Origin of the sequence: Streptomyces sp. NPDC052036, from assembly GCF_040680495.1 — a bacterium.
Classification (GTDB): domain Bacteria; phylum Actinomycetota; class Actinomycetes; order Streptomycetales; family Streptomycetaceae; genus Streptomyces.
Genome location: NZ_JBFAWW010000003.1, coordinates 25,343 through 52,339, shown reverse-complemented (window position 1 = coordinate 52,339; position 26,997 = coordinate 25,343). Strand labels below are relative to the sequence as shown.

The following is a 26,997-nucleotide window of genomic DNA, read 5'->3' as shown; positions in this document are numbered from 1 at the left end:
GTTCCGGACACCCTCGGTGTCGGCCGGTCAGTACAGGGCCTTGTAGCCCTGCCAGCCGGTGGCGATCTCGGCGCGGGGACCGATGGAACCCTTGCCGTCGCCGTGGTTGCGCCACAACTTGCCGGAGGTGTCGCGGGAGACGATGTCCGCCCTTCCGTCCCCGGTGATGTCGCCGGCGCCCACCACGACGTTGCAGGAGGCACCCCAGTTGTCGGCCACCTCGACCCGCGCCCTGAAGCTGCCGGTCCCCGTGCCCGCGTACCGCCACAGCTTGTTCGACGTGTCCTGTGCCAGCAGGTCCCCGTACCCGTCACCGTTGAGGTCGCCGACACCAATGATCTTCTTGTAACCGGTCCACTTGTGATCTTCTTGTAACCGGTCCACTTGGAGAAGATCTTCACCCGCGCCGAGAGCGTTCCGCTGCTGGTGGCCTTGTACAGGTAGATGTCACCGGCGGACGCCTGGCGGGCGATCAGGTCCGCCCGGCCGTCACCCGTCAGTCGCCCGGCGAGGTCAGCACGTTGTACTGGTTCCAGCCCGACGTTCCCCGAGTGGTGTACGTCGTGGATGTCGTCAGGGCTTTGCCGCACCCAGGGCGGTACGCCCGCAGCGCACCGCTGTTGAGCCGCACGAGCACGTCATCGCAGCGGTCACCGTTCAGGTCTCCGAACGGCACCGCCATGATCGAGGCCGGCCGGCCCGAAGCCGTCGTCTTCGTCGAGAACTTCCCCGCGCCGTCGCCTTGGTGGAAGGTGAGCGCGCCCGAGGGGGTGAGCGTGAGCAGGTCACCGATCCCGTCGGACCCGACATGGTCGCGTCTCACCGCGGCACCACCGGTCAGCTTCAGCGAGCCGGACGCCGTCGCCGACGCGCCGTGCTTGTCGGCCGGGGCCACCGTCAGCGTCCAGCTGTATGTGCCGCTGGGCACGTACGCACCCGTCGACGTCCTGCCGTTCCAGGACGTGCGGACCGCGTCGTGCGCGGCTCCACCGGACAGGGTGCGCAGGGTGGCGCCGGTCGCCCTGTTCCGGAACACCAGCGTCCATGACGCGGCCGGCTTCGACAGCCCGGTCCAGGACGGAGACCTCCCCGGCCGTGTTCCGGGTGACCGCCCGGCCGTCACCCGTACCCATCAGGTCGGGACAGCTCCCGTGGTCCCCGTCCATCACCCCGCACCTCTGGGTCGCTCCCCGGTCCGTGCGTGTGCCTGCCGTCAGGGTGCCCGCCGTGGCCAGCGAGCGGCTGTACAGATGCGTCGCCCCGTCGCCGGACTCGTACGTCATCAGCGGAGCCACGCATGAAAACATGACGAGTCACTTGGTTTCCCTCCCCTGCGGAGGGCCCCATCCCCCCGAACAAGCGGGCGGACCCTAGCACTTGTCGGGCACCACTTGATCAGACGTATCTCCTTGCCTTGATCTGTCATGTGCGTGGCGTGACTAAGATTGGCCGACTTCGGGTTCGGAGGGGGAATTGATGAGGGTGCGACGGAGATCGCTCGCTTTCGTCGGCGTGGCCGCGCTGGTACCGCTGGTCGCTTCCGCCGCTTCCACGCAGGCGGCGTCGGCCTCGCTGGCCGTCACCACGCTGGGGCGGCACGGCGGAAAGGTCTCGACGACGGTCACCGTCGTCGCCGTGCCGTCCGGTCAGACGTACATCGTCAGGTCCGGCAAGCGGATCAGCCTGCCGTCGGGGCGCTACATCGCGATGACCGACATCTACGAGAGCGCCACGGACGGTCTGGGCACCGACACCATCGGCGCTCAGGTCGTACAGGTGTCCGGCAGCAAGTCGGTGACACTCGACGCGCGCAAGGGCAAGACCGTCAAGGTGTCGCTCGATACGCCCGCCGACGTGACCGGCCCGCCGCGGATCAGCGCGCAGGTGTGCGCCGCCACCGTCAGCAACATGCCCTCCGCCTTCAGCGCGGGCGGCTGGAACGACGAGGGAGCCCTCTACGCCATCCCGGACTCCTCCAAGCTGCTGCAGTTCGGGTACATGGCGCAGTGGTCGGGAAGCGACAGCTACGTCGCCGTGCAGAACACCACGGGTATCCCGACCGCGCCCGGTGGGTCGTTCAAGCGGTCGAAGCTGGCGACGATGCGCTTCTCGGTACACAGCGGTACGCAGATGGCCGGCCGGAACGACACCGCGCTCCAGGCACGGCCGAAGACCGACGACTGCACGACCGACCTGATGGCCGGGGTCCGCGACGACAGCGCACCGTACAGCGCCGTCGTCCATGTGACTCCCGGGACCTGGCAGCCGCGCGACGACATCTTCGCGAACAACGGCGACGACATCGGCGGCGGTTTCCCGAAGGTCAGGACGCTGAAGGCGGGGCAGGGTTCCACCCAGTTCTTCGGCCGGGCCGCGTGGAGTCCGATCCACTACCTGCCGACGGTCGAGCGGAAGTCCGTCGCCTTCGTTCCGGACGCCTTGATCGGTGACCCCGACGTCGGAACCAACGGGGCCGACCCGACGAAGGAGACGGTGGTCCTGTCCAAGGGGAGCACCACCGTCAAGAAGCAGACCCTGACCAACTGGCGCTCTTCCGACGCGGAGTTCTCCGCCGGCATCCGCTCGGCCGGCTGGTACCGCCTGACCGTCGATGCCCATCGCTACCGTCCGGGCATCACTTTCCCCGCCGGCATGCTGTCGTCACGCGCCACCCTCGACTGGCACTTCAAGGCTGACCAGGCCAAGCCGATGGTCGCGCCCGTCTTCCTGACCCGCTTCCTGCCCACCGGGCTGAACAGCCGCAACCAGGCCGCACCGAACAGCACCACGACGGTCGACGTGAGTGCGGGGCGCGGCTCCCAGGGTCCCGACGTGAAGTTCACCGACGTGACCGCCAAGTCCGTCCGGTTCTGGTCGTCCGCCGACGGCGGCAAGACCTGGAAGGCAGCGACCGTCAAGCACTCCGGCGCGACCTGGCAGGCGTTCGTCCACAACCCGGCCTCCGGCGCCGTCGCCCTGCGCTCCGAGGTCACCGACTCCGCCGGGGACCGCTCGGTGGAGACGCTGTACCGGGCGTACGCCATCGGCTGAGGCCCTGGTCGCCGTCGCAGCAGAAGGGCGGCCGTCCACCGCAGTGGGCGGTTGCCCGGGCCGGCGACCGTCCACCCACCGTGTGCCCGCGCCGCATGTCATGACAACGCCGGGCACGTGCTTGGTGACGGCGCCGCCAGGGGGCGCTGCGCCGGACCGGGCCGCCTCGCCGCGGTGGGACACCTGCGGGTGCGGGATACCCCCGACGCACCGGCTTGCAGATGCACACGCCTAGGGCAGCGCAGGCGGTCTGAGGGATGATCCGCACCGTGCGCGGCGATTTCCTCGGCCGGTCAGGTGGGCCCGTCCGGGCTCCGGGAGAAGGCCGTGTCGCCGGCCATCGCCACGATCGCGTCCTGGACGAGCAGCACTCGCGGCGGGTAGTCCTGCGCTTTGTCCCCGGGGTCGTCCAGTGCGGAGCTGCGCCAAACCTGCGCTCCGGTGCGACTGTCCAGCGCCAGCAGACGGCCGAAGCGGTTGGAGAAATAGACCCGCTTGTACGTCGCTGACACCGCGGGCGCGGACAGACTCTCCACGTCCGTCACCTTCTGCCACAGTTGTTTGCCGCTGTCCGCCGACACCGCGGTGACCGACCCGTCGGACCGGACGAAGTAGACGACGCCGTCCACCAGGGTGGCCGCGCCGGTCAGCGGACGCGCCAGCGGTATCCGTTTGACCTGCCCGGTTTCCGAGGCCACCCGCAGCAGCGCGTTGTACGGCCGTTCGTACCCGCTTTCGTACACGTCCTTCGCGGTCTGGGGGGCGAGGAACAGGGGTTGCCCGCCGACAGTGCCGAGTGCTTCCGCCTTCTCGGGCAGTCTGGCGGTTCCGGTCAGGCTGCCGGGTCCGAGCTTCATCAGCTCGACCGGGGCCTGGCCGGGCTCGGTCCCCTCCGAGCACAGGGCGTAGGGGACGCCTCCCAGCGCCGACGGAGTGCAGTACTCGTCCAGCGAGGGCGCCCGCCACAGTTCCTTGCCGGAAGGCCCGTAGGCCACGAACGACGCGTAGTCGGGAGACAGGGTCAGCAGCCCGCCGCCGTACAGGACCGCGTCCTCGGACTTGTTGATGTCGCGTTGCCACCGCCGGTGCCCGGTAGCGGCGTCGAGAGCCACCACGCGCTTGGTCCTGTCGTCCGGATCCTCGTACACATAGACCAGCCCGTCGCGAACGCCGATCGGCTGCGCCCCCTGGGGGCGGGTGCCGGTCCGCCACAGGGTGCGGCCGGAGGCCGCGTCGATCCTGGCGACCGTGACGCCCGTACCGCCACAGAACAGGGCGCTTCCCTCCGCCACGCATCCGGGGCTGTCGTAGTCGAGAGGGACACCCTTCACGTCGTACCGCAGCTTCGTGCGCCACGGCCGCCAGCCGGCGGGCAGTGACGCGGCACGGGCGGTGGCCGTGGCGGTGGCGGTGGTGCTGTCCCGATCGGACACGGAGACACCCACCCCGACACACAGTCCCGTGACGGCCAGTGCCGCGCCGAGGCCGGTGAGCAGCATCCGTGCTCGGCGGCGCTTGCCGGTGCCGGTCGCGGCGTCCGTGGAGGTGGTGGCCGCGCTCCGAGAAGTCGGGGGGACCCGGGGTTTCGCGGACCGCCCGGTCTTCGGGGACTCGGTGACGTCGGACTCCGGCAGCGCCTGGAGCATGCGGTGCAGGTCCGCCAGTTCCGGCCGAGCGGCCGGGTCCTTGTCCAGGCAGCGCTCGACAATGCCCAGGAGCGCTTCGGGTACCCCGTCGAGGTCCGGGGTCCCGTACACCACCTGATAGCCGGTTATATACGGGCTGTCGGCGTCGAACGGTCCCGTGCCGACAGCCGCGAACACCAGCAGTGACCCCAGCGAGAACACGTCCGAGGCCGAGGTGACGTCTCGGGGAGCGGCCAGTTGTTCCGGCGACATGAAGGGCGGAGTGCCGATCATCCGCCCGGTCGTGGTGAGGCTCTGGTTGTCAGCAGCGCGCGATATGCCGAAGTCGATGACGCGCGGCCCGTCCTCGGTCATCAGGACGTTGCGCGGTTTGAGGTCCCGGTGCACCAGGCCCGCCCGGTGAATGTCGCGCAGCGCCTCGGTGAGCCCCAGCCCCAGCGCGCGCAGTTCCCGATGGCTCAGGGGGCCGTCCTTCTCCACGACTTCGGCAAGGTTGAGCCCCGGCACGTAGAGCGTCGCCATCCACGGCAGGTCGGCGTCCGGGTCGGCGTCCACGACAGGCGCGGTGAAGGCACCGCTCACCCTGCGCGCTGCCGCGATCTCCTGGCGGAAGCGTGTCCGGAACTCCTCTTCCTGGGCGTACGGCCCGCGCACGAGCTTGACTGCGACCTGCCGTCCCGAGGCGGAGACTCCCAGATAGACGACTCCCATGCCGCCCGCCCCGAGCCGACCGAGAAGGGCGTACCCGCCTATGGACGCCGGGTCCCCGGTGCTCAGGGGCGTCATCGCCGATCGTCCTTCCCAGCGCCTGCCTGCCTCACGGGGATCAGATTAGGGCCTGACGCCCCGGATACGGAGCCGCGCCTATCACGCGTCGGTGTCCCCGTGTCCCTGAGCCGTGCGATGGGTCATCCGTCCGGAGGAGGGCTCAACTCCCGGCCGCCCGAGCCGATGTCGATGTCGAACTGCGCCGAGGCGTTCATGCGTGGCCGTTTCGCCAGAGCCGGCGGTCTCGGGTGGGCGCCCCCACAGTCCTCCATCCCATTCGGCATCCCGGGAAGGCCGCGTTTCTGCAGTTCAGAGCTGATGCGAGCATTCCAGCATCCCGAAACTCCCGACGGGAATGGCGGATGGAACGCCGCATGGCACAGGCTTGGGCCATCGAGCACGGCGCCTCACCGGACATGGCGATCGTCCTCGCTCAACTCCGCGTTCATGGCCCGCACTTCCGGCGCGCCCACGCACACCACACGCAGCGCAACCAAGACAAGACCGACCGGCACAGCCCACAACCAGAAGATTATCTTCCGGATATTCGGAGAAAGCAGCCCACTCATGCGTATCGCTCCTCGTGTCCTCTCCCGCGCGGCCGCCTCCTCCATGGTCGTCGCCGCCGCCCTGGCGCTCGTCGGCTTCCAGGCCACCGAGCAGACCGCCTCCGCCGCCACCAAGAAGGCCCCCGCGGTCGTCACCTGCACCACGGCGAACACCAAGCTGACGGTCACCGAGGTGTCCCGCCCGATCAACCACCTGCTGCTCAAGGCGACCAACACCGGCACCAAGCCCTGCTACGCCTACATCGCTCCCTACCTGAGGGCCGGCGCCGACGCCCAGGCCCCGCTGCCGTGGGCCGAGGAGACCACGCCGCAGGCCGTGGTGACGCTCAAGCCCGGCCAGTCCGCGTACGCGGGCATCACGACGTCCACCCCCGACGGCGAAGGCGGAGCCAAGGAGAAGACCTTGGGCGTGTTCTTCGCCGACAGGGAGGGCAACGCGACCAACAAGGAGAAGACCCTGAAGCTGCCGAAGGGTGGTGTCTTCTTCAACAGCACTGCCACCGTCACCTACTGGCAGGACAACGCCACGGACGCCCTCTCCTGGTAGCCGCCCCGGCGCCCGCCGCCGGTCCACCTCGCCGGCGACGGCGATGACATGGCGGGCGACCCCCGACTTGGACTGGACAACGAAATAGGCCCCAGGTCACCGACCTGGGGTTTCTCTCTGGAGCGGATGACGAGAATCGAACTCGCGCTCTCAGCTTGGGAAGCGACGGCGCTTGGCACGGCGCCGTAGCACAGAGTCGGCAGCAGCCGGGTAGACCCCTCCCGGTCACAGATGACTTCGGCTCGCATGCCCGCCGAACGGCGTCGTCGCGAATGCGCACCTCGACGGCATGCCCCGCTCTCCTGAATCTCCCGTCCGGGCCGGCGGTATCAGCCCGGTTCAGCCGACGTTCGGGGAGCCGCAGAACGCCCCGGCCAACACGGGAACCAGCCACCGCTCGATCTGCTCAGGGGGCTCGGCGGCCAGTTCGGTACCTATGGGTGCCAACGTGAGCCAGTTCAGCAGGCCGGCCGCGCACCGGATGCGGAAGTCCAACTCCCGCTCGTCGACTCCGGGAATCTTCGCCGACAGCTGCCGGACGATGTCCCGCCGGGACTGCTGGAACTTCGCTGTCAGTCGGCCCCAGCCTTCAGGGGGGTCGATCCCGACGCGAGCCACCGTCCGCATGACCGCCAGATCCCGTCCGCCGGCCGCCAGCGCACGCATCATTGGCCTGGCGAACGCCGCGGCCAGATCTTCGACGCTGGATGCGGTGTCGAGCGAAGCGACCTCGTCGATCTGTGCGTCCAGGTACCGTTCCAGCGCGTTCTCGATCGCCGAATCGCACAGCGCCTTCAGCGACCCGAAGTGGTAGCTCACCGCCGAGACGTTGGCTCCCGCGCGTTCCGTGATCTCGCGGAGGGTCACACCCTCCTGGCCGCGTCGCGCGAGCAACTCCTGCGCGGCGGCCAGCAGGCCGTCCCGCGTCCGCTGGCCGGCCTCGCGGCGTTGATCTGTCCGTTCTGTCGCCATGGACAGAACTCAAACAGCTGCTTGATTTTGCTGTCAAGCGGCCGATCGCCCGACAGGCGGCCCACCAGCGGCCGCGGAACGCCAGGCCGACACCCCGCCCCCTCGGAGCGCGACGCCCGCCCAACACGTAAATCAAACACTCGCTTGACATGTCTGCAGCGCCGTCCATATAGTCAAGCGAGCGTTTGATTTAAAAAGCGCCCCGCCCGGCGCGAACCCGTCTCGACGCATCTCGGATCCCGAGAACCAACACGGAGGAACACGACATGAAGTCGCTCGGATGGAAGACGATCATCGCCACGGCCGCGGTCACGAGCCTGGCCGCTCTCGCCATTGCCGCCGCACCGACACAGGCCGCGAGCCCCGTTGCCGGCGGCGCGCACGTCCACACCGCCGGCAGCTCGGAGGCCCATGCGGCCCTGAGCCCTCGCGAACTGGCGGCGCTGCCGCTCACCAACCACCACTTGACCCGGCACGAGACAGCCAATCTCGCGGTCGTGCTGAACGCGTACCACGTGGCGGAGGGCAAGAGCCTGGACGTCCCCGCCTTCGTCAACAGCTTCGCCAAGGACGGCGTCTTCAACGACGAGGTCGCCGGCAAGACCTACCAGGGCAAGGCGCTTGGTGACGTTCTGCCCTACATGGCCAACCTCTTCCCCGATGTTCACCGTGACCTCAAGCGCATCACCGTGAACGGCGACGTGGTCAGCATCGAGCTGTCGATCCAGGGCACGTTCGAGGGGCCGCTTCAGACGCCGGCGGGCACCGTCAAGCCGACCGGCGCGAAGGTCGACGCGCCGACCGCCGACTTCTGGTACCTGCACAACGGCAAGGTCGAGCAGTTCAACTGCTACGTCGGCTACACGAAGATGTACTCCGACATGGGTGTGAACCTCGACTGGGCCTCGGCGGTCAACCAGCGCTGAGCCGTACCCCGGCCGGTGAGGCCTGGCCCTACCGGCCGTTCCTCACCAGCCGGGGCCCGACTGTCGCAGCATGCCGGGCTCCTCGCTCTCGACACCCCGCTGAACCGCATCGTCGCCGACTGGCGCCTAAGCCCCACGTGCAGCCGACGGTGCCCGCCAACCCACGACGGCGGGCACTGTCGCCGGGGCGTTCTGGCAGGAATGCGGCACGGGACAACTGATCACCCTGCACAGCAAAAAGGCCCGGGTCTCTGACCTGGGCCTTCTTCATGGAGCGGGTGACGAGAATCGAACTCGCGCTCTCAGCTCGGGAAGCGACGGCGCTTCGGTGGCATTGCCGCTCCTCAACTGGGGAAAGGTCGCATCCGGTGCAGCTTCGAGGGGCTGGCCTCTCGCCGCTGTTTACCGTGGTTGTCCGGTCTTATGGGCACGCTTTGGGCACAAGCTCGCGCGGGGATGTTGTGTGGGGGATCGACAAGTCCATTGCGGTGCTGCACCTCCGGGTGCGGGATGTCTCTAAAACTTCGGCTTGTAGGTGCACACTCCTGCGGCAGCGTATAGGAGGTCAGAAGTGAGCGGCGGCCCGCCGGGAAGTCAGAGGTCTCCCACAGGCCCACCACGCCAAGCAACTCGCAGCCTTGGAGTGATCACTCCGGACGCACCAGCGCCAGCTCCGGCCAGATGGACGACATGAAGACCGTCGAGACTCCATCATGCTGAGTGACGACCGCCGCGCTTCCCGCAGATGCGGCCGGACCCTCGCCGAAGAGGTCGAGCCCACACGGCGTGCTTGTCGGCACGGTCTGATCGGGAGGCCATATGGATTGCCTCATGGGACTCGCCCGACGGCTACGTCATGTGTGGAGCACGTGATCGGCCAAATGAAGAACTACAGATCCACCGCGACTGCCGTCAGGGCGGCGACGGCCTCCCCCACGCCAGGCCGTCGCGTACATGCCCATCCTCGCCCTCACGTCATGAGCAGCCCATCCACACTCACCAGCCTTGTACAACACGCTTTAGGCCGATTGCATGGTCCGTCGATGCCCGAACCAAGCTGCGCTGTCAGCCGCCTGGGTCGGTGGTGTGGCCGGCTTTCACCACCGCGGCTGGTCATCCTCTCCGGCGAGCACGTCACACCAGGCATTCGCGCACGAATTGCACAGACCTTCGGCTGCCCTGTCACTGCGCTTTACACCCTCGCCGAATCCGGCATCGCGGGCCATGAATGCGACGGCACCGATACCTACCATGTGGATGAAGCCAGCGCGTTCCTCGAGGTGGTGGGAGACGGGGGGCTGCCGTTGCCCGCCGGCGTGCCCGGCGACATCGCCGTGACCCCTCTCGCGAACTATGCGATGCCGCTCATTCGCTATGTGCCCGGAGACAAGGGTATCTGGGTCGACGGCCCCTGCGGCTGCGGACGTTCCGGCCCTCGCCTGCGGCTGTTGGCAGCCCGGTCCGAGCGTGTGGTGGTGACTGGCCCCAACGGCCGGGACCTGCGCATGATCGATCTCGCCAAGCTCTGCAGGCAACTGGATCTAGGTGTGACTCGCGTCGTCCGCGAAGGCGACGAGGTGGTACTTGAGCATCGAGACGAGCGGCCGGCCTCGAACGTGCAGCGCACGGTGGTCACCGCAGCGGTCAGAAGCTTGCTCGGAGCCGACCTGACGGTCCGTACTCGGCTGGTGGCGGGTGGGCCGTCGGCGGCCATGACACACACGGCGCCGGCCGCGGTAGAAAGGCCTGGGGTGCCCGCCCTTCCGACATCCGAAGAAATCGCGACTTGGGCCCGGAAGGTGCTCGTCGGGGAGCGGGATGTCCGAGCGGCCGTCCTGACCGGATCGGCGCTCGACCCCGCCTCGGTCAGCCGCTTCAGCGACATCGATATGACCGTCGTCGTTGTCGGCGACCCCTATAGCGAATACTGGCGCTCCCAAGCGACAGCCATGAACCGGAACATCGCTACCTTGAGAGTGAACGTCACCCAGGCCGAAGCTGTGGCCCGAACCCCGCTCGTCGCCTGCCGACTCCTGTCGGAACGCCACCCTGTAGTGGGCTCGCTGGAGCAGGCGGGTGTGGTATGGCCGACCATGGAAGCTCTCGCCGCTGAGGGGAGGTTCTGGGCGCAAACTGCGGAGAACATCCTCTGGACACGGCTGACCTCGGCCGATCGTACGCGCACAGACCCCCTTCGGGACGCCTGGCTCGCCTCGCGCTTCGGCCTCGACGCGCTTCGCTACAAGTTCCTGTGCGAGGGCATCCGCGTGACCTCGGCACGGAGCGTCCTGGGACTGGCAACCGAGTCAGGGGTGCCCCATGCGACGGGGATCGGACATGCCTTTGCCGTCGGCCGCGAGCACCAACCGCCTCCCATGGCCGGAACACCGGAAGCAGATCGTTTCCTGCTGGATGCCCTGTCGTGCGTGCGCTGGCTCTGGGATTTCTTGTAACTCAGGACCTGCGTCGCAGTACCCGGGATTACGCCCGAGGCTCATTTGGGTGCCTTTTGGCCTTGGCTCAGAGGTCGCGCAGACAGGCGCTGTGGGGGCCTCGTCGGCCCCGCACGGCTGCGCGTGGACACCGTCCGCTTCGGATGGATCGGCACCCCACTCCTGCACTCGCGGCCGGGCTGGACTCCGACGACGCGATCACCGCCGCCGGATCGACCACTCCTTTCGGCCGCTTCGGCACCGCCGAGGAAGCCGCCGCCTCGGCCCTTTACGACGAAGCGTCCGTCTGCTGGCATGCCGGGGTCGAGAAGGCGGCGAACGCAGCGTCCAGCAGTTTGCCGAGGTCCTCTTCGCCGTCGCTCGCACTCCATTGCCCGAGGACGATCCACAAGCATTCGAGCGCCGCCGCTACGCGAACGTTGGCGATGACCGATGACCCGTCGGTCGAGGAGGTTGTCTTCTGCAGTCGGGCGACGATCCCTGGTCGCCATTCAGCCTGCTTCTCGCGGAGGCGTGCGCACAGGGCTGGGGTCTGCTCGATGAGGCCGAGGATCGTCACGAGTTCCTGGACGTCGCGCACGAGGAACGTCACGGCTGACTCCAGGGCGTTGCGCAGCCTGCTCCAGTCGTCCTGGTTGGCCCGGTCAGCATCGAGCGCGTCAGTGATGACGTCACCGACAGGGTCGAAAACGAACAGGACCACGTCTTCCTTGGTGCCGAAGTAGCGCAGGAAGGTGCTCCGCGACACTCCGGCGGCTTCGGAGAGGTCGGCAAAGGTGACCTGGTTGAAGCCGGTGAGGCAGAACCGGTTGAACGCGACGCGGGCCAGCTCTGCTCGCACCGCGTGGCGGCTGATCTCACGGGTACCGACTGGCGCTGCGCTCATGGGCACGAGTGTACTCCGACACACTCGTTTGCTTCTTCGGATACAGGTTTCTAATCTGATACTCAGTGTCAGTCGGGACGCTGAGATTCGCGACGCTGTCCCCAGCCGGCGGCCCGATCACGGGCCGTCCCTTACCGCGAAATGGAGCCACCTCATGAGCTACGAAGACCTTCCCGCCCTGACGATCGACGTCTCGGACGGGGTCGCGACGGTGACCATCGATCACCCGCCGCTCAATCTGATGGACGCGGTCCTCCTGCCGTCACTCCGGGCATTCGTCGCGCGTGTGCGGGACGACGCCGACATCCGCGTCATTGTCTTCGAGAGCGCTGACCCGGAGTTCTTCATTGCGCACGGTGACATGGCCTACCTCACCGACCCTGACGCGCTGCCTGCAGCCACTCGCGCTGCGATCGCGGCCGCGCCGGGCTCGACCGTCCCGGAAGGCATGAACATCCTCCAGGCGATGAGCGAGGAGGTCCGCTCGCTGCCGCAGGTCACCATCGGCAAGCTGGCGGGCTTCGCGCGCGGCGCGGGCAACGAGTTCTTCATGTACCTGGACATGCGATTCGCGGCGATCGGCAAGTCGGGGCAGGGGCAGCCGGAGTCCTTGATGGGGATCCTCCCCGGAGGCGGCGGCACGGTGAACATGACACGCCTGGCAGGAAGGGCCCGCGCGCTGGAGCTCATCCTCGGCGCCGAACTCGTGGGCGCGGAGCTCGCGGAACGGTACGGCCTGATCAACCGTGCCCTGCCCGCCGCAGAACTCGATTCCTTCGTCGACACCCTCGCCCGACGGATCGCCGGCCTCCGGCCGGAGGTGATCTCCATCACGAAGGCTGCGGTCGACGCGGTCGCGCAGCCGATTCCGCGTGCGGCGTACGCCGTTGAGAACGAGGGCCTGTTCGCGGCGTTCGGCGATGAGGTCACCGAGCTCGCCCACAAGCTGCTCGCCGCTGGTATCCAGACCCGCGAGGGCGAACGGGACCACGAGCGCATCGCCAACAGCATCTGAGTGCCCAAGCTCTCGCCATCCGTGCGCAGAGGCTCCGTGGGAAGAGTTCCTCAGCCATTGCCGGCACGCGCGTTGTCGAGTGGTCAGGTCAACCACCCTGGTTCGCCGGGCCTGTCGGGAACACGACCGGCTGAAGCGCCGGAAACGGCGGGCAGGGCAGTGGATGGCGCAAGTAGCCGTAAGCTCGACAACGCTGTTCGGCCGCGCGGGCAGGCGCGGTTGGGAAGGTAGGTAGCCGAGCGGGCACAGGTCCCGTTGATCACGGAGTTGCTAACGCTCTGTGATCACCGAGGAGACCTGTGCCTGCGCTTCCATCATGGCTGACCGAGCCGCTCTGGGACCAATTCGCGGTCCTGCTACCCGAGCGGCCGGAATACCACCCGGACCATCCACTTGGCTGCCACCGCCGACGCATCAGCGACCGGATCATCTTCGACAAGATGCTGCAACTGCTGCGCTTCGGCTGTTCTTACGAGGCGATCGCCGACACAACCTGCTCGGCCACCACGATCCGCAGCCGCCGTGACGAATGGATACGACTGGGCGTCTTCGCCCGACTCAAGCAGATCGCGCTCGACGCCTACGACCGGATCGTCGGTCCCGTCCTCGACCAGATCGCCGTAGACGGCTCCATCACCAAAGCTCCAGGAGGCGGTGAGGTGGCCGGGCGTTCCCCGGTCGACCGCGGCAAACAGGGCCTGAAACGCTCGGGCATGACGGACGGATACGGCATTCCACCGGGTCGTGTTCTGGCCGGCGCCAACTGCCATGACTCCCCGCTGCTCGCCCCGACCCTGGACCGCCTGGACGACCTGGGTCCGTTGCCCGACGAGGTCACCGTCCACCCGGACGCCGGCTACGACTCGAACAAGACCCGCACGATGCTCGACGAACGCGGCCTGCACGGCCGCATCGCGCACAAAGGCCAGAAGGCGCCCATCCAGGCCAGTCAGCGCTGGCACGTCGAACGCACCCATGCATGGCAGAACGCCTTCCACCGGCTCGCCCGCTGCTACGAGCGGCGCGCCCCCGTCGTCAACGCATTCTTCGACCTCACCGACACGATCATCACCGTGCGCAGCCTGATCCGGCGAGCATGGATGACTCACCGCTGGGACGAACGCCCGAACCGCCGACCATGACCGCACCCCTTTCCGCGCCACCTCTTAGCTTGCTTAGGGCACACGGAGGCACGACACCCTTAAAATGGTCTAGACAACAAATAACCCCCGGGTCCATGACCTGGGGGTTTATATTGGAGCGGGTGACGAGAATCGAACTCGCGCTCTCAGCTTGGGAAGCTGATGTTCTACCATTAAACTACACCCGCGTAAGACGCCGGTTCAGCCCGGTGTCCGAACGTTCGCTCACTCTACCCCATGTCGGACCCCCGGTGTCGCAGCCGTGGGGTCCGGTGTCGTTTCGGAGTGTGGATGCGGGTGCGGGGGGCGGGAGTTGGGGCGTACGGTGGGGATGGTGGAGAGGGGTCCCGTGCGGTCGGAGTGCCGCCTGGAGGGCCGTCCCTTTGATCCCGTAATGTGGCTTTCGCCGTCCCGTCGCAGACGTGAGACGAAGGTTCTTGGGGAAGGGACTCAGAGGACTTGATGGAGCGCACCGTCGTCCGATGTGCCGAGGGGCACGTGTTCAGCACCGCTTCGTTCCCGATGCAGCAGGCCGAGCGCCTCGGACCCGGACGGCTCGTCCGGTGTCCGCGCTGTGCCCGGCTCCGCAGCGCGGTACCGGTGGTCTTGGAGAAGCAGTAGCGGCAAGCGATGAAGGCGCGTGGAGTCGTCACGATTGTGGCGACTCCGCGCGCCTTGCGTATTCTCGGGGCGTGCTTCTCTCAGACAAGGACATCCGGACCGAGATCGACAAGGGCCGGGTCGTTATCGACCCGTTCGATCCGACCATGGTGCAGCCCTCGAGCATCGATGTGCGGCTCGACCGCTACTTCCGGGTGTTCGAGAACCACAAATACCCGCATATCGACCCTTCGGTCGAGCAGGCCGACCTGACCCGGCTCGTCGAGCCCGAGGGTGACGAGCCGTTCATCCTGCACCCCGGGGAGTTCGTGCTCGCCTCGACGTACGAGGTCATCACGCTGCCCGACGATCTTGCGTCGAGGCTCGAGGGGAAGAGCTCCCTCGGGCGGCTGGGGCTCGTGACCCATTCCACCGCCGGGTTCATCGACCCCGGGTTCTCCGGCCATGTCACGCTCGAGCTGTCCAACCTCGCCACCCTGCCGATCAAGCTGTGGCCGGGTATGAAGATCGGGCAGCTGTGCATGTTCCGGCTCAGCTCGCCGGCCGAGTACCCCTACGGCAGCGAGCGGTACGGCTCGCGCTACCAGGGCCAGCGCGGACCCACCGCCTCGCGCTCCTTCGTCAACTTCCATCGGACCCAGGTGTGAGCCGGACATGACCGACATACGGGAGAACCTGAGCTACGAGGACTTCGGACGTGCCGTCCGCGAGCTCGCGCAGACCATCGCCGACGACGGCTACGAGCCGGACATCGTGCTCAGCATCGCGCGCGGCGGTGTGTTCGTGGCCGGCGGCCTCGCCTACGCCCTGGACTGCAAGAACATCCACCTGGTGAACGTCGAGTTCTACACCGGTGTGGGCACGACGCTGGAGATGCCGGTCATGCTGGCCCCCGTCCCCAACGCGATCGACTTCACCGACAAGAAGGTGCTGATCGCCGACGACGTGGCCGACACCGGCAAGACCCTGAAGCTGGTCCACGACTTCTGCCTCGAGACCGTCGCCGAGGTCCGCTCCGCGGTGATCTATGAGAAGTCCCACTCGCTCGTGAAGTGTGAGTACGTGTGGAAGCGCACGGACGAGTGGATCAACTTCCCGTGGAGTGTTTTGCCTGTAGTACGTAAGTCGGGCGAGCCGATCATGCCCTCGAAGGAGGCCCTATAGATCGAGGGTGGGGCTGGCGCCCCGGGTGACGACCGCCCGGTTGTCAGTGCCTACCGATATGCTTCGGCCGTCCACTTCCGGCCCATTCCGCGCCTCGGCCAGAGGGGCTGAGGACCCCGGCACCTTAGGGGTTGGCACCACCCGACGGGAAGTGGGACATGGCAGTAGAGCGAGAGCCGCAAGAGTCGGAGAGCGGTCAGGGCGGAGGCTCCACGAAGGCCCAGATCGTTGCCGCCAGGATTCGGGCTCACGCTGCGTGGAGCCGAACTACGAGGCGTCACTCGCTGTGACCGCCTGTCTCTTTGACCTGGTGCACAGATTTGCCCGCAGTCACGACTACAGCTTCCCGGTCGCCGTTGGTCCCCTCTGGTCCTCACAGGTTTTCGGCCTCTGCGGCCCGCGTGTCAAGTTGGTGCGGCGACTCTGATCAGGCTGGTAGGCAGCTGCTACAAGGGGCTTCGGGCCGAAGCTGTGGCCTCATCCTTATCAGGTCGATCACTGGGTCTGTCACCGTCGACCAACGGCCCCTGCGCCTCGGTCGGTCGTCCACTGAGGTCCGGCGCCGACCGCTGCTGTTCGTGCCTGTTGGTGTCAGCCGCCGGACGTAGCCTTGACAAGGTTCAGCGCCTGCTCGCCGTAGCGTTGATCGCCGCGATCCGGCCAAGTACGTCGAAGGTGATCTCGGCCGTGCTGCCGTCGGGCAAGTGTGCGTGGATCCGGTCGGCGGCTGCCTCGACGGACACACCATGGTGAGCGAAGTAGCCGATCACCACATCATGCGCGGAGTGCTGCAACACTCCCGCGCCGGTCAGCAGAAAGCGCGGCATGGTGATCGGGTCCAGCGCGGCAGGCTGGATCTGCGGGTCGTCCGGGGCGAAGTAGACCCGAACCCCGGGTCCGGCCGATTCCCCTATGTAGCCGGGCGCGCCCAGCACACCCATCTCGACGAGCGCGAGTGTCTCAGCGGCCAGGCGTGGATCGCCGAAACCCGACAGTTCCACACCCGGGTTCTGAAGCTCGGACACGCCGTTGTCCCGCCCGAACTCGGCGATGCGCTCGCTGGGGGCCACCACCGCACTCCCACCCAGGCCTGGATTGGCCCATCCCCAGAGCCAGGTCTGCTCGGCGAGGTCGTAGGTACCGAGGAGCCCGATCCGCATCGTGAGGCCGGCGCGCTGGTACACGCATTGGTCCGGGTCGGCAGTCCACGGACCGCGCGGCAACCTGTGGCCCAGGGCCTCGAGTTGCTCAGCTCCCAAGCGGCGTGACGCTCGGCCGTACGAAGAAAGGCGTCGGTGAATGTCGATATCACGGGGGAACTCCAGTGATCCGCGAGTGTCGGCCCCATACGTGATCGCGGGCAAGCTCGGGGGCCGGCAGCGTGGCCTGTCGGGCCTGTCGCTGGGGATCACCCCGAAGGCAAGTGATGAAATCGCACGCCTGCGATCTGCGGCTCCGTCCTTGGTCAGCCTTCTGACCAGCGGCGGAGCCGTCCACGTTTGTCAGCGTTGGTTGTCGTTGAGCACCCTCCGACGGCCCCGAGACGGCCCGGGCCGGTCATGAGCCATGGCGCCTGGTGCCCAGCCCGCATGCCGCTACAGACCGCGGAGTGCCTCGTACAGATCGTCGTAGGCTGACCAACACTCGATGCTGCCGTCGTCGTACAGGCTGCCCATGTACCAGTCGCCGTCATGAACCGGCTTCACGAGGCACAGGCTGTGGAACCCGAGAATGATCTCTGGATGCAGCACCTCGTGGGCTCCGGCGCCGGCCACCCACTTCACCGCCCGGTTTGGATCCAGCGCGACAGCCTCCCGGTCACCGGATACGTCGAGGATCTGGTGCTGTTCACGGACCTGGCCAGCCCCACCAGCAACGGCCTCTACCAGCGGCTCGGGTACCGCCCGGTCACCGACTTTGCGGTGCACGACTTCGAGTACGCGAAGTAAGAGGCCGCACAGATAGGCACGGTGGTGGTACCTCGGTAGCAAAGCAGGCACAGGTCTTGGTGATCATGGAGTTGCGACGCTCTGTGATCACCGGGGAGACCTGTGCCCGTACTTCCATCATGGCTGACCGAACCGCTCTGGGGCCAATTCGCCGCCCTGTTGCCCGAGCGGTCGACCTACGCACCGACGCATCCGCTGGGCTGCCACCGCCCACGCATCAGCGACTGGATCGTCTTCGACAAGATGCTGCAGCTCCTGCGATTCGGCTGCTCCTACCAGGCGATCGCCGACACGACCTGCTCGGCCACCACGATCCGCAACCGCCGCGACGAGTGGATCCGGCTCGGCATCTTCGCCAAACTCAAGCAAATCGCCCTGGAGTCCTACGACCGGATCATCGGCCTCCTCCTCGACCAGATCGCCGTCGACGGCTCCATCACCAAAGCCCCCGGCGGCGGAGAGGTCGCGGGGCGCTCACCGGTCGATCGCGGCAAACAGGGCCTGAAACGCTCGGGCATGACGGATGGTTACGGAATTCCGCTGGGGCGCGTGCTGGCCGGAGCGAACCGTCACGACTCCCCGCTACTCGCCCCGACCCTGGACCGCCTGGACGACCTGGGACCGCTCCCTGCCCACATCACCGTGCACCTGGACGCCGGCTACGACTCGGACAAGACCCGCACCCTGCTCGACGAACACGGCCTGCACGGCCGCATCGCGCACAGGGGTGAGAAGGCGCCCATCCAGGCAAGCCAGAGGTGGCACGTCGAACGGACCCACGCCTGGCAGAACGCCTTCCACCGCCTCGCCCGCTGCTACGAACGCCGAGCCACCGTCATCAATGCCTTCTTCGACCTCGCCGACACCATCATCACCGTGCGCAGTCTGATCCGCCGAGCGTGGACCACTCACCGCTGGGAGGACCGTCCCCGCCGCCGCCCGTGACGGACCACCATCCACGCCAGCTCCAAGTCGCGTGCGCGAGAAGCGCTCGGCGGGACCCAAACGGAGCCTTCCCCGGCCACGGCGCCCGCGCCTGCTCATTCAGGGAGCTTCGCAGTGGTCCATGGGCCGTACCAGTGCAGCCAGGCGGCAAGACCTGGCTGGTAACTTGACCCCATGACGGTGGCATTGATCGACTCGGGATTTGGCCTCCTTTCCACTACAGGCTGGCTTCGGCACCTGGCCCCGGAACTCGATCTGCTTCTGCTTCTGGACCCCGACGGCGCTCCCTGGGGATCGAGAACGGCCTCCTTCGTTACGGACCGCCTGTTCACCGCCGCTCAATTGGCCGTCCAGCGGGGCGCGGAGGCCATCGTGGTCCCCTGCAACACCGCCACCGTCACCGCGATCGACGCTCTGCGCGAGAGGTTCGAACCGCGCGTACCCGTGATCGGAACCGTGCCCGCCGTGAAATCGGCCGTAGCAACCGGCCAAGGCATCGCCGTGTGGGCAACCGTCCGGACCACGTCGAGTGACTACCAGGATCGCCTGATCGCGGACTACGCGAACGGCATGCCGGTCGCGCGTGTCGCATGCCCCGGTCTGGCCGAGGCGATCGACCACGGCGACATGGCCGCAGCAACGGAAGCGATTACCGACGCAGCCGAGCGAACCCCCAAAAATTGCGACTCCGTGGTGCTGGGATGCACGCACTACCCCCTGGTGGCGCCAGAGATTCTGCAGAGCCTGCCCACCGGAACCTCCCTGTACGACAGCGCGGAGGCAGTCGCCCGCCAAACACTGCGGCGATTGGACAGAACCACGGAATCGCACAGCACCATGGGCTCCATCGACGTGGTACTCAGCGGTCGCCGCGGAAACCTCCCAACAGGCGCCCACGCCTACCCAGTGGGCCGCGCCCTTGCCGCAGCAGGGCGAGTACCCCGCGAAATTCTCCTCTCCGCCGTAACTCGCTCCCCGATGGCTGCACCGGCGATCTGAGCAAGCCCCAGATCCTCTGCACCTTCTCGGCCAGGCGTACAGTCACTCCGCTCCAGGTAGATCCCGGTGATCACAGAGCGTGGCAACTACGTGATCGCACAGGGCCTGTGCCTATCTCGTGACAGGGCTCCCCACCGCGCCTATCTGCGCGACCTCTAAGCCGTTCGTGGGCCCTGTTAAGAGGACGTCTCATTTGGCGTCGCTGAGGCCCGCTGTGACGAGTAGGGCAAGCTGGCGCAAGCGCTGGTAGTACTGGATTCCTGCGGGATCGGTGATCTCAGGGATGACTCGGTCCAGGTCCTCGATGCAGCTCTGCAGGATGCGGCTGCGTTCTGGGTCGAGGGTGCCACCGTTGTTCAGCCACGTAAGAACGCAGCCAGCGGTGTCCGCGTCGAGCATGACCATGTCCGTGCCCCCGAACTCGGCACCTCGTAGGCAGGCCGGGAAGGGGGCGTGGCGGTGTTCGCGCCAGAGAGGAGCTGCGTTCTGTACCTGCTGGGATGATCTGCTCACCTGCACCATCTTGCTGCAACCGACGGTGAACCAGGTGTGCGTTCACGTGGTCAGACGGCGGTAGCAGATGAGGGTGCAGGCGATGCCGGTGAAAGCGAGGAAGTGGTCGATGTCGGTCAACGGGTGCTGTACCGCGGCTGGTCGGTCACTGAGGTTCGGCCTCGGCCGCTGTCGTTCGCGACTGTTGGTGTCAGCTGCTGGTGTCAGCATTCGGAGCGGTCTTGACGCGGGCCCACCTTGCCGACTCACGCCCGTAGCGGACAGCTGCCATCGTGAGCCCTGAAGCCAGGAAGCATCGCACGATTGTGTCGTCTTCGGTGATCAGGAAGATCAGAAGTGGTATCACGACCGCCAGGTGCCAGAGTGGGTGATTCCACCGACTGTTCTTGTCTGCCATCTCGCCCCTCTTTCAAGCGGCACCTTAGCGCGCGGTTGGCCAGCGGATCGGAGCGGTTCCCGTGTTGGTCAACCCACCACCTTCCCCAGCTCCCCGCGCACGCCACCACTCCGTCGGCACTCGCGTACGGCGCCCCCGCCATCTCGGAGCCGACACTGTCACTTGATCGACCTGGTGGTGCCTGTGGCCCTGCGCGAGGACGGCTCCGCGTTCGAGACGTGCCGCAGAGGCTGTTCGAACGGGCTCCTAGCGTGAGTGGTCCAGAGGGCGGTCGGGGGCCCTGGCCGTATGAGGGACCGCGGGGCTTCGCTCGTCCGCGTCCTCGGGGAGCCGTTCGACGAGCACCATGGCCACGTCGTCCATCAGGGAGTCCGCGGTGTGGCGGATCAGTCGGCGGTGGAGTTCTTCCAGGAACTGCCGCGGGGTGACCGCGTTCACCGCTTCCATGGCCTCGGGCAGGGGGAAGAAGTCGCCGCAGCCGTTGCGGGCCTCCACCACGCCGTCCGTGTAGAGGAGCAGCCGGTCGCCCGGCGCGAAGGTGTGGGTCTCCGTGGCGGGCGGAGGGCCGGTCATCAGGTCCTCCAGACCGAGGGGCGGCATGGGCGCGCCGGGTCCGAGGGCCCGGACCTTGCCCTCGTGCAGGACCAGCGGAGCCGGATGGCCGCGGTTGGCGAGATGGACCACGCACTCGTTCGTTATCTCGCCGACGAGCACGGAGACGAAGCACTCCATCCGGTACTCCTCGTCGTGGTCGGCGGCGGCACGTTCTCTCCGCATGGCGGCCGCGCAGTGATGGACGACCTCGGCCAGATCGCGTTCGTAGTGGACGGTTTCCCTGAACGCGCCGAGTACGGCCGCGGCCGCACGGACGGCGGGCAGGCCCTTGCCCTTGGCATCGCCCACGATCATCCGGACCCCGTACCGGGTCTGGAGGGCTTCGTACAGGTCACCGCCGATCTGCGCCCCGGACTCGGCTGCCACGTAGAGGCTGGCGGCACGGAGCGGGCCCAGGCTGGGGCTCACGGGCCGCAGCAGGACGTCCTGGGCCGCTTCGGAGACCCGGCGGATCTGGTTCAGCTCGCGCTGTCTGCGCTTTCGCATGACGTCGCTGATCGTGACGCAGGCGACGGACACCACGAAGAGGCCGAGGAGGTTGCCGTAGACCTGCTCCTCACCCCAGGAGTGGTGGAGGGTGGCGGAGATGCCGTTGACGGCCAGCGTGCCGACCGCCGCCGACAAGGTGCCCACGGGGCCCATGGTCAGTGCGGCGACCGCCGGCATCGCGGTGAGGAGCGGCCCGGTGTACATGAGGTGCATCGGTGAGAGTTCGATGCCCAGCCCGATGAGCAGGACCGCGAAGGGCAGGCACTGCCCCAGCCTGACGCGGACCCGGTCATGAGCACCCGCTCCTGACTCGGCAGACGTGCGGAAGAACCATCCCATGAGTCGCCGCATGAGCCACCGCATGACAACAGCCTCTCTCTCCCGCGCCCTGGTCTTCCACCCGCGCGGCAAGTGGTCCGTCGGCCCCGCGCACGGCGTGCGTACCGCTTGTGTCCGGTCGGAGACGCCCGGTGCGCGGCAAGGAGGGGCGGTACGGGGCTGCCGTACGGGATACGAGAAGGCCCCGTCGCCCGTGGCGACGGGGCCTTCCGCGTGGGGCCCAGGCGAGTGCGGCGCTAGAACGTGCCGAGCTTCACGATCGACAGGATCGCGATCAGCTGGATCGCCGAAGCGCCCAGCGCCTTCGGCCACGGCAGGTCGTGCGACTTGGAGACCATCAGGGTGAGCAGCGCACCCGCCGCCACCCAGGTCGCCCAGCCCAGGAACTGTACGAAGGGGGCGTTGCCGCCGAAGAACATCGCGACGATCAGGCGCGGCGCGTCCGTGATGGACATGATCAGCATGGACAGGCCCACCGTGGGCTGCCAGGCGCCGTCGCCGCCGAGCTGGCGGGCCAGCGTGTGGGTGACCACGCCGAGGACGAGGGAGCTGAGGACGAACGCCACGGCCGTGGTCAGGACGATCGGGATCGCGCTCGACAGGGTGGCGCTGATCGCGTCCTTGCGGGCGCCGTCGAAGCCGAAGACCGCCAGCAGGCCGTAGAGGAAGGTCACGATGAGGGCCGGGCCCCACATCGTGTAGTCCCGCATCTGGAGGAAGGTCTGACTCGGGGAGAACACCACGCCCCGCAGCAGGTCCTTCCAGTGCAGCCGCGGACCGACGGGCGGCGCCGGGGTGTGGCCCGCACGGTAGGTCTCGCCCTGGCTGTACCGGTCCTCGCCGACGGAGAATGCCTGGGTATGGCCCGGGTTGTTGGCCGCGTACGGGTCCGGGGTCAGGGGATGGCCCTGGCCGCCGTCGTCCCCGAAGTACTCCGGCTCGCCCTGGCCCTGCGGGGCACGCCACTGCGGCTGACCCCCCTGGGGTCCTGCGGCCCCGTAGGGCGCCGCGCCGCCGTACTGCTGCTGCGGCGGCGCGGAGGGGTAGCCGTGCGGCGGGCCCTGCGGCGCCTGCCGTCCGTACGGGGGTTGTTGCGGTCGCGCTTGAGGAGCGCCGTTGTCCCGGCCGCGTCCGATCCTGAATCCAGCCACGTCTTCGAACGTACCTGGTCCCGGAGGGTGACATGCCGGACCCAGGCCAACGGGACGGGCTTTGCTGCCGAGCTGTGACATCCCCTAAGGGGTCCTGGGGAGGGGAGTCAGGGGAATCAGGGGGACGAGGGGAGGATCAGAGGAACACCGGGAGGATTGGGGGCCGGGGATCGGGGAACGAGCGGGTCTCGCCCCCCGGCCCGCCTCACGCCCCGGCCCGCCTCATCGCCCCGGCCCGCCTCGCCGCCCTCACCCGGCCGGAAGGTCTCACCGCCCACGCCCCCGCGCCCAGTACGCCCCCGTGAGGGCGATGAAGCGGGTGTTGCCCACCGCGTAGCGCAGGAACATGCGGCGTGGCTCCTGGGCCAGGCGGTGGAACCATTCGAGGCCGGTCCGTTGCATCCAGCGCGGTGCCCTGCTGCGCACTCCCGCCACCACGTCGAAGGAGCCGCCCACGCCGACGACCAGGGCGCAGCCCAGCTCCTGCTGCCGGCGGGCGAGGAAGTACTCCTTGCGCGGGCTCGGCACGGCGAGGAACAGCAGGTCAGGGCGGGTCTCGCGGACGGCCGCCACCACCTCGGGCTCCTCGGCCTCGGTCCAGTAGCCGTCCCGGTGTCCGACGACGTGGACGCCCTGCCGGGCGGCGATGCGGGTGGTCTCCCGGACCACCTCCGGCTCAGCGCCGAGCAGATAGACCCGGTATCCGCCGCGCGCGGCGCTGCGCCACATCGCCAGCATGAAATCGATGCCCGCGACCCGCTCGGGCAGCGGGCTGCCGAGCAGGCGGCCCGCCCACACGACCGACTGTCCGTCGGCGTTGACGAGCGAGCACGAGCGGATGATGCCCGCGAGTTCCGGATCGTCGTGCGCCTGCACGATCTTGGCGGCGTTCAGCACCACATGCTGGTGGGGGCCGCCGTCCGCGATCAGCGCCTCGGCGGCCGCCACGGACTCCTGAAGGGTGAGCGGGTGGACGGGCAGCCCGCACACCGTCACCGGCCGGCCCGGGCCCCTGGGTCCGGCCGGCGCGTCCTCGTTCACGAGCGGGGTGGTCGGCATGCCGTGTCTCCGTTCCGTCAACGATGCCGGGTCAGGCCCAGGTTCTGCCAGAACCGCACGAACTCCTCGGTGACACGGTCGGGTTCGTACCGGGGTCGTAGCTCCTCCCAGGCCTTCTGCTGGCGTCGCCGGATGTCGTCGATGTCGTCCGCGCACGCCTTGAGGAACCCGGCCACGGACTCGGCCGTCGCCCGGACCGGCTCCACACAGCCCTGGCCGAAGAGTTCGGCGCTGCCCGGCGACGGGGTCGCCGCGACCGCGCAGCGCGCCTGGAGTCCTTCGAGCAGGACGAAGGGAAGCCCCTCGACCCAGCGGGCCGGCAGCACGAACACATCGACCTTCGACCAGAACGACAGGGCCTCCGACAGGTCGAGGACCCCGAGGTCCTCGTCCACGCACGCCATACGGCTGAGCGGTACGTCGTGCCGCATCCCGGCGACCCGGAACTCGACCCCGAGTCCGTGTCCCTTCAGCGTCTCGACCGCTGCGCAGACGAGGTCGAACCCCTTGACCCGGCTCATCGTGCCGATCCAGCCGACGCGCAGCGTCCGGGACGGGGCGGACTCCCGTGCGGGTGGGGCCGCCGGGGGCGCGGGGTTGCGCAGCACGGTGACCGACGCGGTACGGCAGCCGCCGGACCGCAGCTGCTGCGCCACCTCCTCGCTGAGCACGATCCAGTGGCATCCGCCCAGCGACGCGCGCAGCGCACGGCTCGCGGCGAGCCGTGCGGGCAGTTGGGCGCCGTGGAGGTGCAGGACCGTGGCCGAGCCGGCCAGCTTGGCGACCAGGACGAGGAGCACATCGCGCAGCAGGGGCAGGCCCCACTGGGAGACCGGCAGATAGACGGCGCTCGGTGTCGTCCCGATCAGCGTGCGGGCGGCCTTGGCGAGGGCCGCCACGGTGGCTGAGGCCTTGGCGGGCCAGGAGGCCGCCAGCCGGTCGGAGCCGTCCCGGCTCGCGGAGAGCGAGATGACCGCCCGTACCCGGCAGCGGCCGGTGAGGACGGGTGTGAAGAACTCGGCCGCCCGGCCCATTCCACCGAGACGCGGACTGTGTCGGAAAACAAGGATGGTCGGCCCGGCGGATCGCCGCGGAAAACGTGGACGGACGGGAAACATTCCCTGTCTCCAGGCATGGGGTGCGGGATTGCGTAGTTCGGGTGAAATCCGGGTGGAATTCGAGCGAGAAGGCCAGTGAATCAACCGAAGCACCTGGTCGGCGGGGAAGTCCAGCGCAACACGTCGGAACGCTTTCTTCATACGGTATGCGGGGGCGTGGCTTCAGAGGTGTGTCACTCGCGGGCGGCAGAACCGTTATTGCGGACCGGCGTGATATGAATCGGCGGAGTTGGCAAAAGGGAGAGCTGTGAGCTTTTTCAACTCCACTCCACAGTTTTGTTCCGACTTCGCCGTGGTGTGTGCCGCCGTATCCGTCGTCAGCTTTCTGGTGCTGGCCATGTGTCTGCGCGGGGTGGGCTGGCTGCTCTGGGCGGTCTGCCTGGTGCCGCTCTTCCTGCTGGGCAGGACGTACGCGACGGTGGGCGTCGCCCCGTTCTACGCCCTGGACGTGCTGGCCGCCTTCGCGCTGCTCGCGACCCTGCACCAGTGGGGGCCCAGGGTGTTCTCGGAGACGCGGTTGCGCTGGTTCCGCGCGGTCGCGGCGGGGCTGGCGGTGATGACGTGCCAGGCGGTGTACCGAGGGATGGCCGCCGGATACCCCGAGGCCCTCAAGGGCCTGATCCTCGGCCTCTACCCGGTCCTCGGATGGTGTGCCGCGACCTGGTTCCTCACCCGGCCCGCGCACGAGGCCGTGCGATGGCGGTGGGTGCTGTACGTGCCGACCGCCGGGCTGCTGCCGGCGTGGGCCCTCCATGTCCCGCTGCCCGCCGCGGCCTGGGGCCTCTATCTGGCGATCGCCGGCGCGTTCGGTGCGCAGCTGAGACTGCGGGGAAGCAAGGGGCTGCTGCTGTGGACGCTGGTCGGAGCGGCCCTGATGACCGCCATCGCGAGCAAGCGGGGCCCCGTGCTGGCGGTGCTGGCGGCCGTGGCGGCCACCACGGTGGCCGGGCGGGCGTACGACCGGCGCCCCCGCCGACTGCCGGTGCTGTCGTGGGGCATCGCCGCGCTCGGGATGGTGGGCGTGCTCGGGTTCACCCTCTCCGGGCAGGACGTCTCCGGTATGCCCGTGGTCGGCGGTCTCGCGGCCCGGGTGTCGCGGTCCCATGACACGAGCACCGAGGCGGGCGCGAACGTCGAACTGCGGCTGGAGATGTGGAAGGAGGCCCTCAGGGAGGTCCGGGAGGATCCGCTGCTGGGCGCGGGGGCCGGACATCCCATCGAGGTGGTCGAACACGGCAAGCATCTGAACGCCCCCCGGGCCGGCCCGCACAACTCGTTCGTCGGATACCTCTACTACCTGGGCTGGCCCGCGGGCATCGCCGTGGTCCTGCTCGTCGCCGCGACCCTGCGCCGGACCTGGCGGGCCCGGCACCATCCCGTGGCCGCGTCCTGGTTCGGGGCGACGGTGGGGGTCTCCGTCACCGCGTTCACCAACGTCGCCTTCGAGACCACGTACATCGGACTGCCCTCGTGGCTGGTGCTCGCCTGCGCCTATGCGCTGGTCGGTGTGGTGCGGGGGGACGGGGAGGCCGTCGGCGGCACCCGCGTCGTGGTGTCGGCCGGCCGCGGGGTTCCCGCCGGGCGCTCCCGCTCCCGCACCGGACGTCCGCGGCCCGCGCCGGCGGCGATGCCCGTCTGCCCCTGACCTCCACGCAGGCGTGCA

At 68.2% G+C, this 26,997-nt stretch carries 23 protein-coding genes, 1 tRNA gene and 1 pseudogene; 12 read left to right on the top strand and 13 right to left on the bottom strand.

Features of this window, described 5'->3' with window-relative positions; all coding sequences use genetic code 11:
* Positions 1-27 precede the first annotated feature (27 nt).
* The gene (locus tag AB0L95_RS06580) at positions 28-384 is read right to left on the bottom strand and encodes a VCBS repeat-containing protein (protein ID WP_365157925.1); all 357 of its coding nucleotides are present in this window, start codon (positions 382-384) and stop codon (positions 28-30) included.
* 112 nt (positions 385-496) lie between these two features.
* Positions 497-1,036, bottom strand: a complete 540-nt coding sequence (locus AB0L95_RS06575; protein WP_365157922.1) for a VCBS repeat-containing protein — start codon at positions 1,034-1,036, stop codon at positions 497-499.
* 446 nt (positions 1,037-1,482) lie between these two features.
* On the opposite strand from AB0L95_RS06575, the gene AB0L95_RS06570 reads away from it, so the two are divergent.
* The gene (locus AB0L95_RS06570) at positions 1,483-3,051 is read left to right on the top strand and encodes a hypothetical protein (protein WP_365157919.1); all 1,569 of its coding nucleotides are present in this window, start codon (positions 1,483-1,485) and stop codon (positions 3,049-3,051) included.
* Between the two features lie 293 nt (positions 3,052-3,344).
* Here the strand turns inward: AB0L95_RS06570 and AB0L95_RS06565 are convergent, their stop codons facing one another.
* Positions 3,345-5,483 (bottom strand): PQQ-binding-like beta-propeller repeat protein, encoded by a 2,139-nt coding sequence (locus AB0L95_RS06565; RefSeq protein WP_365157916.1) that lies wholly within the window; start codon positions 5,481-5,483, stop codon positions 3,345-3,347.
* Positions 5,484-5,872: 389 nt separating this feature from the next.
* Positions 5,873-6,034, bottom strand: a complete 162-nt coding sequence (locus tag AB0L95_RS06560; RefSeq protein ID WP_365157913.1) for a hypothetical protein — start codon at positions 6,032-6,034, stop codon at positions 5,873-5,875.
* Between AB0L95_RS06560 and AB0L95_RS06555 the strand changes: the two genes are divergently transcribed.
* On the top strand, positions 6,033-6,581 hold the full coding sequence (locus AB0L95_RS06555) for a DUF4232 domain-containing protein (protein ID WP_365157910.1): 549 nt from the start codon (positions 6,033-6,035) through the stop codon (positions 6,579-6,581). The two genes, AB0L95_RS06560 and AB0L95_RS06555, sit on opposite strands and share 2 nt — an antisense overlap.
* A gap of 339 nt (positions 6,582-6,920) precedes the next feature.
* On the opposite strand, the gene AB0L95_RS06550 is transcribed toward AB0L95_RS06555, so the two are convergent.
* The gene (locus AB0L95_RS06550; RefSeq protein WP_365157907.1) at positions 6,921-7,553 is read right to left on the bottom strand and encodes a TetR/AcrR family transcriptional regulator; all 633 of its coding nucleotides are present in this window, start codon (positions 7,551-7,553) and stop codon (positions 6,921-6,923) included.
* Between the two features lie 266 nt (positions 7,554-7,819).
* Here AB0L95_RS06550 and AB0L95_RS06545 point away from each other — a divergent pair, with 266 nt between their 5' ends.
* Together AB0L95_RS06545 and AB0L95_RS06540 are read left to right on the top strand one after the other, a co-directional pair.
* Positions 7,820-8,479 carry a nuclear transport factor 2 family protein gene (locus AB0L95_RS06545; RefSeq protein WP_365157904.1) on the top strand — a complete coding sequence of 220 codons (660 nt, stop codon included), beginning with the start codon at positions 7,820-7,822 and terminating at the stop codon, positions 8,477-8,479.
* 1,043 nt (positions 8,480-9,522) lie between these two features.
* Positions 9,523-10,932 (top strand): hypothetical protein, encoded by a 1,410-nt coding sequence (locus AB0L95_RS06540; RefSeq protein ID WP_365157901.1) that lies wholly within the window; start codon positions 9,523-9,525, stop codon positions 10,930-10,932.
* A 268-nt stretch (positions 10,933-11,200) separates the two neighbouring features.
* Here AB0L95_RS06540 and AB0L95_RS06535 read toward each other — a convergent pair whose 3' ends face one another.
* Positions 11,201-11,818, bottom strand: coding sequence for a TetR/AcrR family transcriptional regulator (locus AB0L95_RS06535; RefSeq protein WP_351084005.1), 618 nt, complete (start codon positions 11,816-11,818; stop codon positions 11,201-11,203).
* 154 nt (positions 11,819-11,972) lie between these two features.
* Between AB0L95_RS06535 and AB0L95_RS06530 the strand changes: the two genes are divergently transcribed.
* Complete coding sequence (locus tag AB0L95_RS06530) at positions 11,973-12,833, top strand: enoyl-CoA hydratase/isomerase family protein (RefSeq protein ID WP_365157898.1); 861 nt, start codon at positions 11,973-11,975, stop codon at positions 12,831-12,833.
* A 299-nt stretch (positions 12,834-13,132) separates the two neighbouring features.
* Positions 13,133-13,975: an IS5 family transposase gene (locus tag AB0L95_RS06525; protein ID WP_365157895.1), complete on the top strand. Its 843-nt coding sequence runs from the start codon at positions 13,133-13,135 to the stop codon at positions 13,973-13,975.
* A 114-nt stretch (positions 13,976-14,089) separates the two neighbouring features.
* Here the strand turns inward: AB0L95_RS06525 and AB0L95_RS06520 are convergent.
* A tRNA-Gly gene (locus tag AB0L95_RS06520) sits at positions 14,090-14,163 on the bottom strand.
* Between the two features lie 504 nt (positions 14,164-14,667).
* On the opposite strand from AB0L95_RS06520, the gene dcd reads away from it, so the two are divergent.
* Both dcd and AB0L95_RS06510 read left to right on the top strand, forming a co-directional pair.
* Entirely contained in the window at positions 14,668-15,243 is a 576-nt protein-coding gene (gene dcd, locus AB0L95_RS06515) for a dCTP deaminase (RefSeq protein ID WP_365157893.1), read from the top strand.
* Positions 15,244-15,250: 7 nt separating this feature from the next.
* Positions 15,251-15,760, top strand: a complete 510-nt coding sequence (locus tag AB0L95_RS06510; RefSeq protein WP_365157890.1) for a phosphoribosyltransferase — start codon at positions 15,251-15,253, stop codon at positions 15,758-15,760.
* A gap of 620 nt (positions 15,761-16,380) precedes the next feature.
* Here AB0L95_RS06510 and AB0L95_RS06505 read toward each other — a convergent pair.
* Positions 16,381-17,172, bottom strand: a complete 792-nt coding sequence (locus tag AB0L95_RS06505; RefSeq protein ID WP_365157887.1) for a DUF6882 domain-containing protein — start codon at positions 17,170-17,172, stop codon at positions 16,381-16,383.
* Between the two features lie 420 nt (positions 17,173-17,592).
* Between AB0L95_RS06505 and AB0L95_RS06500 the strand changes: the two are divergent.
* From AB0L95_RS06500 to AB0L95_RS06490, 3 genes and pseudogenes are all read left to right on the top strand, one after another.
* Positions 17,593-17,709: pseudogene (locus AB0L95_RS06500) on the top strand (GNAT family N-acetyltransferase); the annotation flags it as partial.
* Between the two features lie 102 nt (positions 17,710-17,811).
* On the top strand, positions 17,812-18,654 hold the full coding sequence (locus AB0L95_RS06495) for an IS5 family transposase (RefSeq protein ID WP_365157884.1): 843 nt from the start codon (positions 17,812-17,814) through the stop codon (positions 18,652-18,654).
* A 174-nt stretch (positions 18,655-18,828) separates the two neighbouring features.
* Positions 18,829-19,653 carry an aspartate/glutamate racemase family protein gene (locus AB0L95_RS06490; protein WP_365157881.1) on the top strand — a complete coding sequence of 275 codons (825 nt, stop codon included), beginning with the start codon at positions 18,829-18,831 and terminating at the stop codon, positions 19,651-19,653.
* A gap of 189 nt (positions 19,654-19,842) precedes the next feature.
* Here AB0L95_RS06490 and AB0L95_RS06485 read toward each other — a convergent pair whose 3' ends face one another.
* The 5 genes from AB0L95_RS06485 to AB0L95_RS06465 all read right to left on the bottom strand — a co-directional run bounded on the left by AB0L95_RS06485 (position 19,843) and on the right by AB0L95_RS06465 (position 25,250).
* The gene (locus AB0L95_RS06485) at positions 19,843-20,052 is read right to left on the bottom strand and encodes a hypothetical protein (RefSeq protein WP_365157878.1); all 210 of its coding nucleotides are present in this window, start codon (positions 20,050-20,052) and stop codon (positions 19,843-19,845) included.
* A gap of 757 nt (positions 20,053-20,809) precedes the next feature.
* A complete protein-coding gene (locus AB0L95_RS06480; protein WP_365157875.1) occupies positions 20,810-22,006 on the bottom strand; it encodes a PP2C family protein-serine/threonine phosphatase in 1,197 nt (398 codons plus the stop codon).
* A 236-nt stretch (positions 22,007-22,242) separates the two neighbouring features.
* The gene (locus tag AB0L95_RS06475; RefSeq protein ID WP_365157873.1) at positions 22,243-23,238 is read right to left on the bottom strand and encodes a YIP1 family protein; all 996 of its coding nucleotides are present in this window, start codon (positions 23,236-23,238) and stop codon (positions 22,243-22,245) included.
* 186 nt (positions 23,239-23,424) lie between these two features.
* A complete protein-coding gene (locus AB0L95_RS06470; RefSeq protein WP_365157870.1) occupies positions 23,425-24,216 on the bottom strand; it encodes a WecB/TagA/CpsF family glycosyltransferase in 792 nt (263 codons plus the stop codon).
* A 17-nt stretch (positions 24,217-24,233) separates the two neighbouring features.
* Positions 24,234-25,250, bottom strand: coding sequence for a glycosyltransferase family 4 protein (locus tag AB0L95_RS06465; RefSeq protein ID WP_365157867.1), 1,017 nt, complete (start codon positions 25,248-25,250; stop codon positions 24,234-24,236).
* A gap of 331 nt (positions 25,251-25,581) precedes the next feature.
* On the opposite strand from AB0L95_RS06465, the gene AB0L95_RS06460 reads away from it, so the two are divergent.
* A complete protein-coding gene (locus tag AB0L95_RS06460) occupies positions 25,582-26,979 on the top strand; it encodes an O-antigen ligase family protein (RefSeq protein WP_365157864.1) in 1,398 nt (465 codons plus the stop codon).
* Positions 26,980-26,997: the final 18 nt, after the last annotated feature.

Bases quoted from the DNA above. Each gene is read 5' to 3' on its own strand.
- AB0L95_RS06565 (WP_365157916.1), bottom strand. From the start codon at position 5,483: ATGACGCCCCTGAGCACCGGGGACCCGGCGTCCATAGGCGGGTACGCC.
- AB0L95_RS06555 (WP_365157910.1), top strand. From the start codon at position 6,033: ATGCGTATCGCTCCTCGTGTCCTCTCCCGCGCGGCCGCCTCCTCCATG.
- AB0L95_RS06560 (WP_365157913.1), bottom strand. From the start codon at position 6,034: ATGAGTGGGCTGCTTTCTCCGAATATCCGGAAGATAATCTTCTGGTTG.
- AB0L95_RS06550 (WP_365157907.1), bottom strand. From the start codon at position 7,553: ATGGCGACAGAACGGACAGATCAACGCCGCGAGGCCGGCCAGCGGACG.
- AB0L95_RS06545 (WP_365157904.1), top strand. From the start codon at position 7,820: ATGAAGTCGCTCGGATGGAAGACGATCATCGCCACGGCCGCGGTCACG.
- AB0L95_RS06540 (WP_365157901.1), top strand. From the start codon at position 9,523: ATGCCCGAACCAAGCTGCGCTGTCAGCCGCCTGGGTCGGTGGTGTGGC.
- AB0L95_RS06535 (WP_351084005.1), bottom strand. From the start codon at position 11,818: ATGAGCGCAGCGCCAGTCGGTACCCGTGAGATCAGCCGCCACGCGGTG.
- AB0L95_RS06530 (WP_365157898.1), top strand. From the start codon at position 11,973: ATGAGCTACGAAGACCTTCCCGCCCTGACGATCGACGTCTCGGACGGG.
- AB0L95_RS06510 (WP_365157890.1), top strand. From the start codon at position 15,251: ATGACCGACATACGGGAGAACCTGAGCTACGAGGACTTCGGACGTGCC.
- AB0L95_RS06490 (WP_365157881.1), top strand. From the start codon at position 18,829: ATGACGGTGGCATTGATCGACTCGGGATTTGGCCTCCTTTCCACTACA.
- AB0L95_RS06485 (WP_365157878.1), bottom strand. From the start codon at position 20,052: ATGCTCGACGCGGACACCGCTGGCTGCGTTCTTACGTGGCTGAACAAC.
- AB0L95_RS06480 (WP_365157875.1), bottom strand. From the start codon at position 22,006: ATGGGATGGTTCTTCCGCACGTCTGCCGAGTCAGGAGCGGGTGCTCAT.
- AB0L95_RS06475 (WP_365157873.1), bottom strand. From the start codon at position 23,238: ATGTCACAGCTCGGCAGCAAAGCCCGTCCCGTTGGCCTGGGTCCGGCA.
- AB0L95_RS06470 (WP_365157870.1), bottom strand. From the start codon at position 24,216: ATGCCGACCACCCCGCTCGTGAACGAGGACGCGCCGGCCGGACCCAGG.
- AB0L95_RS06465 (WP_365157867.1), bottom strand. From the start codon at position 25,250: ATGGGCCGGGCGGCCGAGTTCTTCACACCCGTCCTCACCGGCCGCTGC.